The sequence below is a fragment of the Intrasporangium sp. genome (assembly GCF_035688975.1).
Taxonomy (GTDB): domain Bacteria; phylum Actinomycetota; class Actinomycetes; order Actinomycetales; family Dermatophilaceae; genus CALMNV01.
On sequence record NZ_DASSMH010000138.1, the window covers coordinates 1 to 14,403 of the forward strand.

Here is a 14,403-nt window from a genome sequence, read left to right on the forward strand (position 1 = left end):
GATGACGGCGCCGACGACAGCGAGCTCGCGGCCGTTGTGAGCGCGGTCCAGGAGGCGGCCGTCGCTGCAGGCGTTCACGCCGGCCCAGCCCCGTGGCTGCCTCCGCTGCCGCACCGACTGGGGCTGCCCGGGCTCACCGACCGGTCGACGAGCGGGCGCGCCACGGTGCCGGCCACCAGTATCCCGGTCGGGCTCGCCGACCTGCCCGCCCTCCAGCAGCAGGACGTCTTCACCTGGGATCCCGACGCGAGCGGCCACCTCGGCATCGCGGGCGGCCCGCGGAGCGGAAGGACGAGCGCCCTGACGACCTTGGCGCTCGGGATCGCCGAGCGGTACGGGCCGCATCAAGTGCACATCCACATCCTCGAGGGGGTTCCTGGGGCCCTGTCGGACCTCGCGGGCCTGCCACACGTGGGATCCGTGACCGGGGCATCCGACCCCGCGCGGGCCCGACGCGCCGTCGACCGGCTGTGCCAGCAGCTGGACAGGTCCGCTGAGGACGTCTCACGGCTCACCGTGGTGCTCGTCGACGGGTGGGAGGCCGTGCAGGACTCCCTCGACCGCCTCGACCACGGAGCCACCACCGACCGACTCGTCCGCCTCATGCGGGACGGCCTGTCCAGCGGACTGCGCGTCGTCGTCACCGGCGGACGGGCCCTGACGGGAGGACGCCTCGTGCCCCTCGTCCAGCAGCGCCTTGTGCTGCCGCTGCCGGACCCGCTCGATCTGGCGCTCGTCGGACTGGACCGTGCTGCGGCACCCACGCCATGGCCTCCCGGCCGAGCGGTGCACGCCACCACAGGTCTCGAGATCCAGCTCGCGTATGCCGGTGCACCGGCAGGAAAGACGGTCACGCCGCTCATGCAGTCAGCGCGGTCCGCCGAGGAGCGATGGTCCTGGCTGCCTCCGGAGGTCCTGCCCTGGCGCCTGCGCGAACTGCCGACCCGCGTGACGCTGCGAGAAGTGCCCAGCCGTCCACCTCCTCACCTGGCCATCGGGGTCGGTGAGGAGGAGGGGAGCTCGTTGGGCTTCGACCCAAGCCGCGGGGAGCGCCGCATACTCGTGGCGGGGGGCCGCCGGACCGGGAGGTCCACCGCGCTGCACGCCCTGGCCATGCGCCTCCTCGAACAGCACCATCCGCTCATCGTGGTGACGGTGCGGCCCTCGTGCTTGACCGCGGGCGCCGCACGCACCTGCAGCGGCGTGGTGGCGGCGGGGGATCAGCCAATCGCTGGAACCCGGCTGCACCTGCTCGGCCCCGGCGAGGTCGACCACTTCGTCGAGCTCCGCCGCGCGGTACCCCAAACGGCGATCATCGTGGACGACGCCGAGTCCCTCGACGGCTCCCCGATGGCCGACGCCCTCGCGGAGGCGGCCCGGCTCGTCGAGACCGCAGGAGGAGTCATCGCCGCCGCAGTCGACGTGGCTCGCCAGCCGGTCGCCTTCCGGGGCCTCGTCGCAGAGGTGGCCCGTGACTCCACCGGGTTGCTCCTGTGCCCGACGGCCACCTCCGACGGCGACCTCTTCAGGCTTGCCGCCGAGGCCGTGACTCACCGCATCCCCGGGCGCGGGCTGCACATCCTCGCCCGTCAGGTCACCCCCATCCACATCGCCGACGCCGCCTGAGGCGGGCGTGCTACGACGCGTCAGCCTGAGCGGCCGCCGACGGCGCACCCTGTTGCGTCGTTGTTGCCCTGTGCTTGCAGGAGTGCATCTCATGGCCTGACCGCTTGTTGCTGGCCGGCTCGCCCCCGCCGCGGGTCACCTCGGGCACGGCATACTCACCGGGTCGGTGCCGTGACGGACAGCGCGATCGATGAGCCAGAGGCCGTTGACCCGCGAGAAGTGGTAGTCGAGCGACCACCGCGTGCAGATCTCGCCGGGCCGGTCCTGGGGCCCGTCGCCGGGGTCCTGCCGACTCGTGAACCGCAGCCATACAACCGGCTTCCTCGAGATGAGGGACACGTCGCCTACTCGGAAGTCGCTGTCCCTGGTGCTCTTGACGGCGTCCGAGAAGTCTGCCAGCGACATGCCCCTGGCCAACTGGGCCACGGCCGTCGGGTTGTCGCCGGCGTTGAGCGACGAGAAGTAGACCTCAAGCGTCTGAAGCGCCTGCGTTGCGACATCCTCGCGCATGTCCCGCACCGGCAGCGGCCGGCCGTCGATCCCCACCGCCTGAGGGCAGGGTTGGTGGGAAGGTGGCTCGGGTCGGACCCGCCAGCGCTCGAAGGCGGGGCGCGCCACGGACGCCGCGACGGCGAGGCGGTCTCCCTGCAGCTCCCCAGACTTGGCCCCTTGCTGATCCATGACGTCGGTCTGCGCGTCGACGAGCCCCACGACGTTACCGTCGGCGTCGATGACGGGGCCACCGCTGTTGCCGTGGTTGGACGCGAAGTCCAGCTCGATGAGCCCGTGCCGCGTGATCCCGCCGATCGTCGCCTTGCGGCCGGTGCTGTTGACCGTGCCGGGTTTGAAGGAGAGCGGACTGCCCAAGGTGTAGCCCACGGCCGCGACCTGGTCTCCGACCTCCGGATCGGAGGCCGCGAACGCCAGGATCCGCCCGGGGAATCGCACCGCCGAGCGAACCAGCGCAAGATCCGATCGATCGTCGTAGCCGATCACCTCGCCCGCAGCTGCCATGGTGCCGTTCATGACTCGCACCGCTTGGGCGCCGCGCACCACATGGGCGACCGTGACGACGAGGTCGGGGCCGAGGAGGAAGCCCGAGCCCTGGCCGGAGGTGGTGCAGTCGGCGGACTGGATGCGGACCACGCCGCTGCGGACGAGCGCGAAAGCCGACTTGAGGGTCCCCGCCGAGGGGGACGAGACCACCGGCGTGAGCGGCCTGGTCGTCGCGTCCGATGTGGCCGAGCTGGCCGATGGGGGCGCGGGCAAGGTCGAACTGGACGACGCGGGCGCGGACGGCCGCGGTGCGGTCGTCGACGAGGAATCGGGCGCCTGCCCGCCCGAAGCGCTGCACGCGCCGAGCAACATCGCGGTGACGGGCGCCCACAGATCCCTACGTCGCATGCCGTCCTCTCCCGTGACCGAGAGCCTCCCCGCAGTTTCCAGCGCACAGACTCGACCTCGGGGGCGGAGCGGGGCATCGCCTCGTTCACGCAACAGGGCGGTTGCGGCGAGGCGCCACGCGATCTCCGGTCGCCTTCACCACAGACGCGGCCGGGGTGCGCCACCAGAGGAAGCCGGGATGGCCAGCCCAGACAGGTTCGCCGTGGGCCGGCGGCGGGGAAGCTAGCTGCGGAGCAGGCCCTTGAGCGTGTCGCGGGTCCGGTCGACTATCGACGCGAACGGCCCGAGGGCCCACTGAGCCCCCGTCGAGCCAGCGGTCGACGGGTGGGGATGCGTCGGGGCGATGGCCTCGGCAGCCAGGATCTGCTTGCCCAGATCGGTCCGCGCCTCCTCGTCGAGCGCGGCGACGACCCGGGGGAACTCCTCGCGCTCCTCGCTGTCAGCGTGCTGCAGGACCGCCTGCTCGAGAGCGGCGAGGAGCGTGTCGAACTCCACTGAGCGGACGTCGAGCCGCTCGAGATCCTTGAGCATCCGGGTCGCCTCCGCCTCCTCCGCGTTGCGGGCATCGACGACCTCGCGTCCGGCAACCTTGGCCGACGTCGGCCGCAGCACCATCTCCTCGGCCGTCTCGTGCACGGCGAGCAAGGCCCGCAGCTCGTCGAACGTCTCCTGCCGGTGCGCCCCCGTCGCCTCCCTGACGTCGGCGAAGAGCGCCCGGACGCGCGCGTGCTGTTCAAGCAGGATGCGGATCGCGTCGCCCTCAGGCAGGTGCGAGGCCTTGACCGGCTCGTGTCCGCCCTTGCTCATCAGTCCTCCTCCGTGGTCGACGGCCACTTGGCCCTTCCGCAGAGCACTACCCGCCGAGGCCCATGGGCAACCCGTTCCACGCCTGCCTGGTATGCCGCACACCATCTCCCTCGTGGGCGCCCGCTGCCCCCGCCGCAGTCGAGTGGCCACTTCCGTACGCCGCCCCCCTGCAGTCGAGTGGCCACTTCCGTACGCCGCGGTCTGCCCCAAAGTGGCCACTCGACGAATGGGAGCCTTCTTTCACTTCCGAGCCGGCACCCGCCGCCCCCGCCGTAGTCGAGTGGCCACTTCCGTACGCCGCGGCCCGCACCAAAGTGGCCACTCGACCACAGAGGCCCGCACCAAAGTGGCCGCTCGACCACAGAGGCCCGCACCGAAGTGGCCACTCGACGAGAGGGGCCCGCACCGAAGTGGCCACTCGACCACAGAGGCCCGCACCAAAGTGGCCACTCGACCACAGAGGCCCGCGCAGAAGTGGCCACTCGACCACAGAGGCCCGCGCAGAAGTGGCCACTCGACGAGGGGGCGAGGGGGGCGAGGCGGTCGGTCAGCGGCCGCGCACCGGGAGGTGGCCTCGCAGCGGCATCCGGGCGCCCCTGCGCGGGCGTCGGTGCCCCGCGAGGCCGAGGAGCGCCTGCACCCGGTAGCGGTGCGCGGCATACGGCTCGAGCAGCTCCGCCAGCCCGGCGTCGTCGACCGCGGCGCCGACGAGGGCCCAGCCGATGTCCTTGGCCACGTGAAAGTCGCCGAAGCTCACGGCGTCGGCGTCGCCGAGGGCGCGCTGCGCGACCTCCGCGCTCGTCCACACCCCTACGCCGGGCAGGGCCCGCATCCGCCGCACGGCCTCCCCCGGCCCGAGGTCGACGGCCTCCTCGAGCCGTCCCGCCGCCCGGGCGGCGACGACGAGGGCGCGCGAGCGCGCGCCGTCGACCGACGCCTGCAGGAAGGCCCACGAGGGGATGGCCGCCCACTCCGCGGGCCGGGGCGGCACGAACAGGCCGACCCGACCGTAGGGACCGGGGGCCGGCGACCCGAAGCGCCGCACGAGCCGCCGGTAGCCGGCGAAGGCCTCCTGACCAGTGACCTTCTGCTCGATGACGGCCGGGACGAGGGCGTCGAGGACGAGGCGTGACCGGGGCACGCGCCACCCGGGGAAGCGCCGCCAGGCGTCGCGGACGACGTCGTGGTGTGCCACGAAGCCAGTGGGGTCGTCGGCGGCGCCGAGCAGGTCCGGCACCCCGTCGAGCAGCCAGTCCGCCCCAGGGCCCCACGCGGTGGCCTCGACCTCTCGCCCCGGCGCACGGCATACGAGGTGGAGGGCTCCCGGGCCGTCCGGGGTCTGGGCCGCGCGCACGAAGGCGCCACCCTCGGTCCACAGCGAGGTCGGGTCGCCCGGCCCCCGGCGGAAGACCCCGAGCTGGGCCCCGAGCGACACCGGCCGATCGGTGCGCCACAGGCGGGTGCGGGCGGGCATGTCCCCAGTCTCGCCTAGACTCGGGGCGTCGCCGAACGACCGGTGACGGTGCACGGTCCGAGCCGACGGCGGGGCCCGACGCACCGTCGAGACGGAAACCGAGACGGAAGAGGATCATGGTCCGCGAGAGCACCCGAGACCGACGCGCCCGCGTGGCCGCGATGCAGGCGCAGCAGAAGGCGGCCGAGCGGCGCCGGCTGCTCGCCGTCATCGCCGCCTGCGCCGTCGTCATCCTCGCCATCGCCGGCGGCGTGGCCTGGGCCATCATGGGCGAGCGGAACAAGGAGCAGGCAGCGCTCGACAAGCTCTCGAACGGCGCGGCGAGCGCCGCATGCGACCCCGTCATCACCGACCCCGCAGTCGGCTCCTCCGACCACTTCGGGCCGGGCACCAACAAGCCGGAGCAGACCAAGGCCGAGTACACGACCGTGCCGCCGTCGAGCGGGCCTCACCTGGCGAGCCCGGTGCTCGGCGAGCGCCGCGTCTACACCGTGGCCGACGCCCCCGCCGTCGAGTCGCTGGTGCACAACCTCGAGCACGGCTACACCATCCTCTGGTACGACCCGTCGGTCGAGAAGGAGCAGGCAGGGGCCTTCGACGCCCTCGCCAAGAAGATCAACGCCATGCCTGAGGCAGGCAACAAGTTCCTCATCACGCCGTGGGACACGAGCCGCGGCGCCTTCCCGGCTGGAAAGAAGTACGCCCTCAGCCACTGGTTCGCCAAGGCGGACTCGAGCGGCAAGGTCACCGAGCAGGCCGGCAAGCGCCAGCTCTGCGGTGGCCTCAGCACCGAGGTGGTCGAGAGCTTCGTCAAGGCCAACCCGTGGTCGGCCGCGCCCGAGGCTGGGGCCGCCTGACCGGCGCTGCTTCAGGTCCGGCTGCTTCAGGTCCGGCTGCTTCAGGTCCGGCCGCGTCAGGTCCGGCCGCGACCGTCGCCGCTGCCCGTCGCCCCCGCCGAGGACGGACCGGCACCCGTGAGGTGGTGCCGCCGAGCGTAGACCCACCCGGCGAGGGCTGCGCCGACGTCGACCACCGTCACCACGAACCGCGAGACGATCGCGACCGCGGCGGCGGCCGGGGTCGGGATCGCCGTGGACAGGATGAGTGTGAGCAGCCCCTCACGGGCGCCGAGCCCGGCCGGCAGGACGATCGTCAGCATCCCCAGCGCAACCGACAGCGGGTAGCCCGTCACCGCCGCGACGGTGAGGTCGGGGTGCGGCGAGCCGGAACCCGCCACCGCGCGCGCCAGCAGGAGGGTGTGCGCCCCGAAGCCGAGCCAGGCCGCGACGAAGAGACCGACCGAGAGCAGCACTGCCCGCCCCGACAGGTCGTGGTCGAGCGGCGAACGGCGCAGCAGCCGGAGCCCCACGGCGACGAGCCGGTTGAGCAGCGCGGGGACGAGCAGGACGGCGACGAGCGGGATCGCGAGCAGCACCTGCCACGGGAAGCCGCCGGTCGGGGACCGCAGCAGGTACGAGGCGGCGGGCAGGCCGACCAGCACGCCGGTGAGGAGGGCGAGCCCGAGCGCGAGCAGGCCGGCGACCGCCGTCCGGCGGCGGGGGACGCGCAGGTGGCTGGCGATGTCGGCCTGGACGAGCACGGACCACAGCGAGCCTGGGAGGTACTTGCCGAGCTGGCCGACGAAGTAGACGCCCGACGCAGGTGCCGGGTGCAGCGGTGAGCCGAGGTCGCCGAGGATGACCTTCCAGCCGAGCATCGTCAGCCAGGTCCCGAGCGCGGCCGCCAGCGTCGAGAGGGCGACCACCCCGCCGGAGATCCGGTCGAGGTGCGGGCCCACGTCCCTCCAGTTGCGGGCGACGGCATAGACCACGGCGGCAAGCGTGACGACGGCGACGCCCACCCGCAGCGCCGTGAGGATGCGGCCCCGGGTCACGTCAGCGCCGCCGCAGTGTGAGCCGGACGAGGCCGTATGCCGCGTCGCCGGCCCGGGCGCGGCCCGCGGCGGCGCGGACCCGGGCCGTCACGTCGCCGTCGAGGTCCCCGACGAGGACGAAGCCGAGATCGTGCGCCCGGGCGAGGACGCCGCGCACGTCGGCCGGCCCCATGGCACCCGGTGCCCCGAACGGCCCGACGGGCACGGTGATGACGAGCAGGCCGCCTGGACGCAGCGCCCAGGACGCCTGCTCGAGGAGCTCGTCGACGTCGTCGGCGTCGCAGTCCTGCGGGTGGATGCGCACGACGACGTCGAGCGAGCCCGGGTCGATGTCGAGCGCCCCCAGGCTGGGGGACGTGCCCGTGAAGTCGATCTCGACCGGCGCGAAGCCCACGGCACGGGCCCACCGGGAGAAGAGGGAGCGGCCGCCGGCCGCGTCGACGACGACGGCGCTGCGCCGGCCGTCGTCCCGAACCCGCAGGATCGCCGCGAGGGCGCCGAGCGCCGCCCAGGCCGCCATGGCGTCCCGCGTCCGCGGGAGGCCGACCAGGCGAGCGACGTGCCGGGCGTCGTCGGCCTCAGCCGGCTCCACGAGCGCGTCGGTGGGACGCACCCAGTCGGGCAGGTCGTCACCGCCCAGCGCGACGACGGTCCGCCGACGCGCCCGCAGCGCGCCGAGCCCGGCGCGGGCGTCACGGACGAGGCCGGCTGCCCAGGGCCGCCCGTGGCCGCTGTCCGCTGCCCGTGACCGTCCGGGACCCTCGGCCGCCTCGGGCTCGTCGGGCTCCGGCACGACGGCCGCCTCGTCGACCGAGAGCGCCTCGACCGTCCCCAGGTAGGTGGCCCACGTCCCCGAGAGGTCGGGCGTCTGCACCCCGTCGGCCAGCCGCTGCCACACGTCGGCGTCACCGAGGCGCCGCAACGCCGCCACGAGGGCCTCCTCGTCCCACGTCAGCACGAGGAGCCCCGTCCGGCCGTCCTGCACCTGCTCGTCGAACGGGGTCACGGCCGGGGCGAGGACGGGCAGGCCGTGGATGTGGGCGAGCGCGACGTCCTGCGTCGCCGACGCCGCCCGGGACGGCAGGACGAGGACGTCGTGGTCGGCGAGCAGGGCGGCAAGCTCGTCCGCCGGCACATCACGGTCGTGCAGCCGCACCCGGCCGGCCAGGGACGGGTCCCCGGTGAGCTCCTCGACCGCCGCCCGACGGGCCCCCGACATCGGCCCGGCCGCGGTGAGCGTCACGTCCGGGACCGAGCGCATGGCGTGCAACAGCGGGTCCAAGCCCTCGTGCTCCACGGTCAGCCCGAGCATGAGGAGCCGCGTGGCCCCGCTCCGCCGCCCGGTCCCGGCCGGCTCGCCCGCCCGGACTGGCGGCGGCAGCTCGGCGACGGCCACCCGGGCGGCGCCGAGGCGGCCAGCCACCCGGGCATCGTGCTCGCTGTGCACGAGGGTCGCGTCGACGCTGGACAAGAGCCAGGACAGCAGCCGCGCGCCGCCCCCCGGAGGCTCGGGCGGCAGGCCGTGGAGGCAGATCGCCACCGACTGCGGCCGCCTCCCCGGTTGCCCGGTGGCGGCACGCCGGCGGCTCCCTCTCCCAGGCACGGAGCCGGCCGCCCTCAGCAGCACGACGTGGCCGGGCACCAGGACGGGCGGCACGTCCACGACAAGGATCGCGTCGACCGCGCGCAGCCTCCTGCCGACGCGCAGCCACGTGTCCGGCCGGCTCGGCCGGAGCGCCCGGATCGTCCGCGGGAAGGGCGGGACCGCGGGACCCGTCTCGGGCGCGGCCACCGGCCCCGCCAGCCCGGCAGGGTGGGACGAGGCCCAGGCGACGAGGAGGACGTCGTGGCCGGCGTCCGCGAGGTGATGCGCCAGCATCGTGGTGTGCGCGGGCGCCCGTCCCTTGGGCGGATGCGTGGGGCCGACCACCGCGATCCGCAGCGCCGCCGACACCGGCTCTGCCGAGCCCTCGCGGATCGCTCCGAGGCCGTGGGGGTCCGTCATGGTCCTCCGACTGTATCGGGCCGCCCATCGAGCGGGCCGTACCGGGCACTTCAGGCCGGGCGCCCCGCATCGGGCACCCCTGCCGGGACCCTAGGCTGGCGCCGTGCTCATGCCTGCCGACGTCCTGCGCCGCCTGCTCGCCTCCGACCCGGGACGCCCGCGGCTCACGTGGTACGACGACGAGCCGGGACCGACGGCCGGCGAGCGCATCGAGCTGTCCGCTCGCGTGCTCGCCAACTGGGTCGCCAAGGCGGGCAACCTCCTGCAGGACGACGCCGCGGCCGGCCCCGGCACGACGGTCGGCCTCGACCTGCCGACGCACTGGCGCACGGCATACTGGGCGCTCGCCACGTGGAGCGTCGGCGCGACCGTCGTCGTCGGGACCGACGCGCTGGTGGCCGACCTCCTCGTCACGGACTCGCCGCAGCGGGCCGCCGGCCACCACGGCGACGCGGTCCTCGTGACGCTGCCTGCGCTCGCCCGCCGCCACCCGGGGGCCGCGGAGGCCGGCGGCGCCGTCGACGAGGCGCGGGAGCTGCCGTCGCACGGGGACCGGTTCACGCCCCTGAGCGAGCCGGAGCCGGGCGACGTCGCGCTGTCGGGGGACGGGGTCGACACGGCCTACGACGCGCTCGTCGTCGCCCGACCCGAGTGGGGGCCGGCGCCACGGGTGGCCGTGCAGGCTCCGCCGGCTACCGCACTCGTGCAGTCCCTGTCGGCCTGGGCGGCGGACGGCTCCGTCGTGATGCTGCGCGGGCCACGGGCCGCTCACGCCGGCCGGCTCGAGGCCGAAGGGGTGACGGTCGACCTGCGCTAGCGCGCCAGCCGGTCGAGCAGCATCCACGTGCGCGCGTCGACGACGCCCGTGCCGGGCAGGCCGGCCCGCACCTGCGCGGTGCGCACGGCGAGCTCCGTCCGCGGGCCGAAGTAGCCCGTCGTCGGCGTGACCCCGAGGACCCGCTGGACCCCCCTGACCGCCTCCCCCGTCGCCCCGACGCGCAGCACGGTGGCCCGGTAGCGCAGGAAGGGGAAGTCGCGTCGCTCGAGGGCATCCCACACCGGCCTGGTCACTGTGCCGGTCCGCGGCAGGCCCGCGCGCTGCTCGAAGACGCGCACCGCCGTCCGCGTCTCGGCGTTGAAGACCGCGGTCACGTGCACGCGCAGGGCGCGCTGCAGGACGGCGACGGCCCCGCCGCGGGAGCCGAGCGTGAGGGTCGTGCCCTTGTATGCCGTGAACGGCGTGCGCAGGTCCGCCCCCGGGGCGGCGGGCGCGGCGGGAGCCGGCCCCTTGTGCAGGTAGGAGTCGGCGCGCATGCCGGAGCGCACCGAGTAGGCGTGGTAGCGCGGCCCGTTGAACTCCTCGATCGTCACCGAGCCGTCCGGCGCCACCGCCGTGACCAGCGCGACGTGCCCACGCGCCCACCAGGCGATGTCGCCCACCGACGGCGTCGACGTCGCGACCCGGCCGATGTTGCCGGCATACGCCTTCCAGTCCACCGCCCCGCCCCGCCCGCTCGGGAAGCCGAAGGAGCGCCACGTCAGGCCCAGCCTCCACGCGACGAAGTCGCCGCACTCGAGGTAGAGGAAGCCCCGGCCCGGGTCGGCGGGATAGGTGTAGGCCGCGGGCGGCTGCGCCGGCGCGGGCCTGGTGCCCGGCGCCGGGGCCGCGGCCCAGCCACGGCTGGCGAGCACCTGCTGGGTCCGGGCGTCGGCCACCCCGGTCTCCGGTAGGCCCACGAACCGCTGGTAGGCCATCACGCGGGCCTTGGTCAGGTCACCGAAGTAGCCCGTCGTGGGCAGCCCTCCAAGCCTGGCCTGCAGGGCTCGCACCGCCTCCGAGCGCATGCCGTAGGACAGGGTGGCGGGCGCCGCGGGCGCTGGAGGGGGCACCGACGGCGCCGGAGGGGGCGGCGCGGCCCAGCCGCGGGTGGCGAGGACCTGCTGGGTCCGCACATCGGCGACTCCGGTCGGCGGCAGGCCGACGAAGCGCTGGTAGGCGACGACCCGCGCCTGCGTCAGAGGGCCGAAGTAGCCCGTCGTCGGCAGCGACCCGAGCTTGGCCTGCAGGGTCCGCACGGCCTCTGACGTCATGCCGAAGGACAGCGGGACGGCAGCGGGAAAGCCCGCGGGAACGGGCCGGGCCGGGGCCGGCGGCGGTGCCGCCGTCCCCGCGGCGGCGGGCAGCGTGGTGAGGTAGGACGTCGTCGCGACGCCGGTCCACCACGACGTGCGGCCCGCCGCACCGTCGTAGGTGAAGCTGAAGTGGATGTGGTCGGTGTGCGGCGAGGAGCCCGAGTAGGGCGCCCACCCCCGCTCGGGGGCATAGGCGCGCCACATCTTGCGGTTGTGGATGATGTACATGAGCCCGAAGCGGCGGGCCATGGCGCCCGGCCGACCCTGGGCGTCAGGACGGGTGAGCCACGTCAGCACCGACTGCGCGATCGCCTCCTGCGCGGGGTTGTCCGCGCTCAGCATCCAGTCCCAGGCTCGCCCGTCGAAGTGCTCCGAGGTCCCGGCCGAGCAGGTGCGACCGATGAGGGAGACGGATCCCACGCGGTAGTACGACGTCAGGAGCGTGGCGAAGGCCACCACGCCCGGCCGCGCCCGCGGGTCGCAGATCGTCTGCGCCTGGTACGGCACCGCCACGTCGAGGGCGACCGGCAGCGGCCGGGACGGATGCGGCGGAGCCGGGATGGCGGCGAGGGCAGCGGCCTGCCCGGTCAAGGGGATGCCGAGGGCGGGCACGGCAAGGGCCATGCCGATCCGGCGACGCAACGTCATGGGGTCTCGCTTTCCACCAGGGCGCTCGCTTCAGGAGCGCGGCAGCAGGATGAGTGCCTGCTGCGACCTCGTCGGCAGACCCGCCAGTGGGGGGCGATATGTCCATTTTGTCGGAGTAGGCGACCTCATTAATTCACTTCGGCCCCACCGTTCACAAGTCCCTGGAAAGAACTACATGGCAGTAGTTCTTCCCGGGGAAAAGCACATCGCTGTCGTTTCCCGTGCCTGCGGGCGAAAGGGCCGGAAGGCCGGGTCGACGGCATACGTGGTGGCACTCCACTGCGGGCCCGCGGATGTGGGCCCCGCCCACCCCCATGGCCGCGTGGGCCCCCGGCTAGAGTCGGCGGCATGGACAAGGTCGTCTCCACGCCCGCCGACGCCATCGCCGGGATCCGCGACGGGATGTCGCTGGCCGTCGGTGGCTTCGGGCTCTGCGGCGTGCCCAGCGTGCTCATCCGGGCCATCCACGACAGCGGACTGACCGACCTCGAGGCGGTCTCCAACAACTGCGGCGTCGACGACTGGGGTCTCGGGATCCTGCTGCACGACAAGCGGATCCGGCGCATGGTCAGCTCCTACGTCGGGGAGAACAAGGAGTTCGAGCGGCAGTACCTCAGTGGTGAGCTCGAGGTCGAGCTGACCCCCCAGGGCACGCTCGCCGAGCGCCTGCGTGCCGGCGGCTCGGGCATCGCCGCCTTCTTCACGATGACCGGGGTCGGCACCCAGATCGCCGAGGGCGGCCTGCCCTGGCGCTACGACACGGACGGCCGCGTCGCGGTGGCGTCGCCACCGAAGCAGGTGCAGGAGTTCGACTGGATGGGCGAGCGGCGCACCTTCGTCCTCGAGCAGGCCATCTCGACCGACTTCGGCCTCGTGCGCGCCGCGCGCGGCGACCGGCACGGCAACCTCGTCTTCCACGAGTCGGCGCGCAACTTCAACCCCCTCTGCGCGATGGCCGGCCGCACCACCGTCGCGGAGGTCGAGGAGCTCGTCGAGCCGGGCGAGCTCGACCCCGACTCCGTCCACCTGCCCGGCATCTTCGTCCAGCGCGTCCTGCCCCTCACCCCCGAGCAGGCCGCCGAGAAGCGCATCGAACGCCGCACGGTGCGACCGCGCACCCCGTCCACCCCCACGCAGGAGGTCTGAGCCCGTGGCCCGCACCCGTGAGGAGATGGCCGCCCGCGCGGCCCTCGAGCTGTCCGACGGCGCGTACGTCAACCTCGGCATCGGACTGCCGACGCTGGTGCCCAACTACGTGCCCGACGACGTCGAGATCGTCCTGCAGTCCGAGAACGGCATCCTCGGGGTGGGCCCCTACCCGTTCGACGGGGAGGAGGACCCCGACCTCATCAATGCCGGCAAGGAGACGGTGACCGTCCGGCGCGGCGCCTCCTTCTTCGACTCGGCGACCTCCTTCGGGATGATCCGGGGCGGCAAGGTCGACGCGGCCATCCTCGGCGCCATGCAGGTCTCGCAGGCGGGCGACATCGCCAACTGGATGATCCCCGGCAAGATGGTCAAGGGCATGGGCGGAGCCATGGACCTCGTCCACGGCGCCAAGAAGGTCATCGTGCTCATGGAGCACACCGCCCGCGACGGCGCCTTCAAGATCGTGCGCGAGTGCTCGCTGCCCTACACCGGGCGGGGCGTGGTGCAGCGGATCATCACCGACCTCTGCGTCCTCGACGTCACACCCACCGGCCCAGTGCTGCGCGAGCTGGCCCCCGGGGTGACGGAGGACGAGGTCCGCACCAAGACGGAGCCGGACCTCACCGTCGACCTCGCCTGAGTCCGCCCACGGACCGGGTCCCGGAGGTGCTATGCCTGATCCGTGACCACCGACGGACCGCCGGGCGCCGACTTCGGCCATGCGCCGCCGCCCACCCTGGCGGAGGGGTTGCTCGCGGTGCCGCTCCACATCCTGGCCGTCCGGGGGATGGTCCGTCTCGACGCGGCCACGGCAGCGGCGGCAGCCGACGCCACCATGGACTACGTCGTGGGCCCCTATGCCGGGCACCCGTTCTTCGACCTGCGACAGGCCGTGGACCGCTGTTGGCTGGACGGCCGGGAGATCGACCCGGCAAAGGTCGCGGCCGTGGACGTCGGCGCCGGACCGGCCTGCACCGTCCGGATGCTGCGCTGCTGGCAAGCCTCCCGATCCGCTCACCGCCTGCGGCTGCGGTATCGACTCGGCACGCCGCAGGCTGAGCTGGGCGGCACGTATCCCCCGGTGCTCCGGTGGGAGGCCGGGCCGCGGCTGCGGTGGAGCTTCGGTCTGTCGGACCTGTTCGCGGGCCGCTATCTCGAGGCATGGTTTCCGGCCAACCTGCCGTTCGACCCGTTTCCCCTCACCTTGGACATCGCGATCACGGGTACCCGCGTGCGCCACTCGGTCATCAGCAACGGAGACGT

The 14,403-nt window shown here is 73.9% G+C and carries 12 protein-coding genes; 6 read left to right on the forward strand and 6 right to left on the reverse strand.

Annotated elements, in window-relative coordinates; translation table 11 throughout:
- A partial coding sequence (locus tag VFJ94_RS14445; RefSeq protein ID WP_325004921.1) for an FtsK/SpoIIIE domain-containing protein occupies positions 1-1,626 on the forward strand: 1,626 nt, incomplete at its 5' end.
- 135 nt (positions 1,627-1,761) lie between these two features.
- On the opposite strand, the gene VFJ94_RS14450 is transcribed toward VFJ94_RS14445, so the two are convergent.
- The 3 genes from VFJ94_RS14450 to VFJ94_RS14460 all read right to left on the reverse strand — a co-directional run bounded on the left by VFJ94_RS14450 (position 1,762) and on the right by VFJ94_RS14460 (position 5,311).
- Complete coding sequence (locus tag VFJ94_RS14450; protein ID WP_325004922.1) at positions 1,762-2,895, reverse strand: S1C family serine protease; 1,134 nt, start codon at positions 2,893-2,895, stop codon at positions 1,762-1,764.
- A gap of 357 nt (positions 2,896-3,252) precedes the next feature.
- The gene (locus VFJ94_RS14455; protein WP_325004923.1) at positions 3,253-3,837 is read right to left on the reverse strand and encodes a hemerythrin domain-containing protein; all 585 of its coding nucleotides are present in this window, start codon (positions 3,835-3,837) and stop codon (positions 3,253-3,255) included.
- A 547-nt stretch (positions 3,838-4,384) separates the two neighbouring features.
- Positions 4,385-5,311 carry a DNA-3-methyladenine glycosylase 2 family protein gene (locus VFJ94_RS14460; protein ID WP_325004924.1) on the reverse strand — a complete coding sequence of 309 codons (927 nt, stop codon included), beginning with the start codon at positions 5,309-5,311 and terminating at the stop codon, positions 4,385-4,387.
- A gap of 116 nt (positions 5,312-5,427) precedes the next feature.
- Here VFJ94_RS14460 and VFJ94_RS14465 point away from each other — a divergent pair, with 116 nt between their 5' ends.
- A complete protein-coding gene (locus VFJ94_RS14465) occupies positions 5,428-6,168 on the forward strand; it encodes a DUF3105 domain-containing protein (protein WP_325004925.1) in 741 nt (246 codons plus the stop codon).
- Positions 6,169-6,224: 56 nt separating this feature from the next.
- Here the strand turns inward: VFJ94_RS14465 and VFJ94_RS14470 are convergent, their stop codons facing one another.
- Together VFJ94_RS14470 and VFJ94_RS14475 are read right to left on the reverse strand one after the other, a co-directional pair.
- Positions 6,225-7,205 (reverse strand): lysylphosphatidylglycerol synthase domain-containing protein, encoded by a 981-nt coding sequence (locus VFJ94_RS14470; RefSeq protein ID WP_325004926.1) that lies wholly within the window; start codon positions 7,203-7,205, stop codon positions 6,225-6,227.
- Position 7,206: 1 nt separating this feature from the next.
- A complete protein-coding gene (locus VFJ94_RS14475) occupies positions 7,207-9,210 on the reverse strand; it encodes a glycosyltransferase family 4 protein (protein WP_325004927.1) in 2,004 nt (667 codons plus the stop codon).
- 109 nt (positions 9,211-9,319) lie between these two features.
- On the opposite strand from VFJ94_RS14475, the gene VFJ94_RS14480 reads away from it, so the two are divergent.
- Positions 9,320-10,027, forward strand: a complete 708-nt coding sequence (locus VFJ94_RS14480; protein WP_325004932.1) for a TIGR03089 family protein — start codon at positions 9,320-9,322, stop codon at positions 10,025-10,027.
- Here the strand turns inward: VFJ94_RS14480 and VFJ94_RS14485 are convergent.
- Positions 10,024-11,991, reverse strand: coding sequence for a peptidoglycan-binding protein (locus VFJ94_RS14485; RefSeq protein ID WP_325004928.1), 1,968 nt, complete (start codon positions 11,989-11,991; stop codon positions 10,024-10,026). The two genes, VFJ94_RS14480 and VFJ94_RS14485, sit on opposite strands and share 4 nt — an antisense overlap.
- 348 nt (positions 11,992-12,339) lie before the next feature.
- Here VFJ94_RS14485 and VFJ94_RS14490 point away from each other — a divergent pair, with 348 nt between their 5' ends.
- The 3 genes from VFJ94_RS14490 to VFJ94_RS14500 form a co-directional block, all read left to right on the forward strand.
- Positions 12,340-13,137: a CoA transferase subunit A gene (locus VFJ94_RS14490; RefSeq protein ID WP_325004929.1), complete on the forward strand. Its 798-nt coding sequence runs from the start codon at positions 12,340-12,342 to the stop codon at positions 13,135-13,137.
- A gap of 4 nt (positions 13,138-13,141) precedes the next feature.
- Positions 13,142-13,780 (forward strand): CoA transferase subunit B, encoded by a 639-nt coding sequence (locus tag VFJ94_RS14495; RefSeq protein WP_325004930.1) that lies wholly within the window; start codon positions 13,142-13,144, stop codon positions 13,778-13,780.
- A gap of 42 nt (positions 13,781-13,822) precedes the next feature.
- The coding region (locus tag VFJ94_RS14500) for a hypothetical protein (RefSeq protein WP_325004931.1) at positions 13,823-14,403 on the forward strand (581 nt) is incomplete at its 3' end.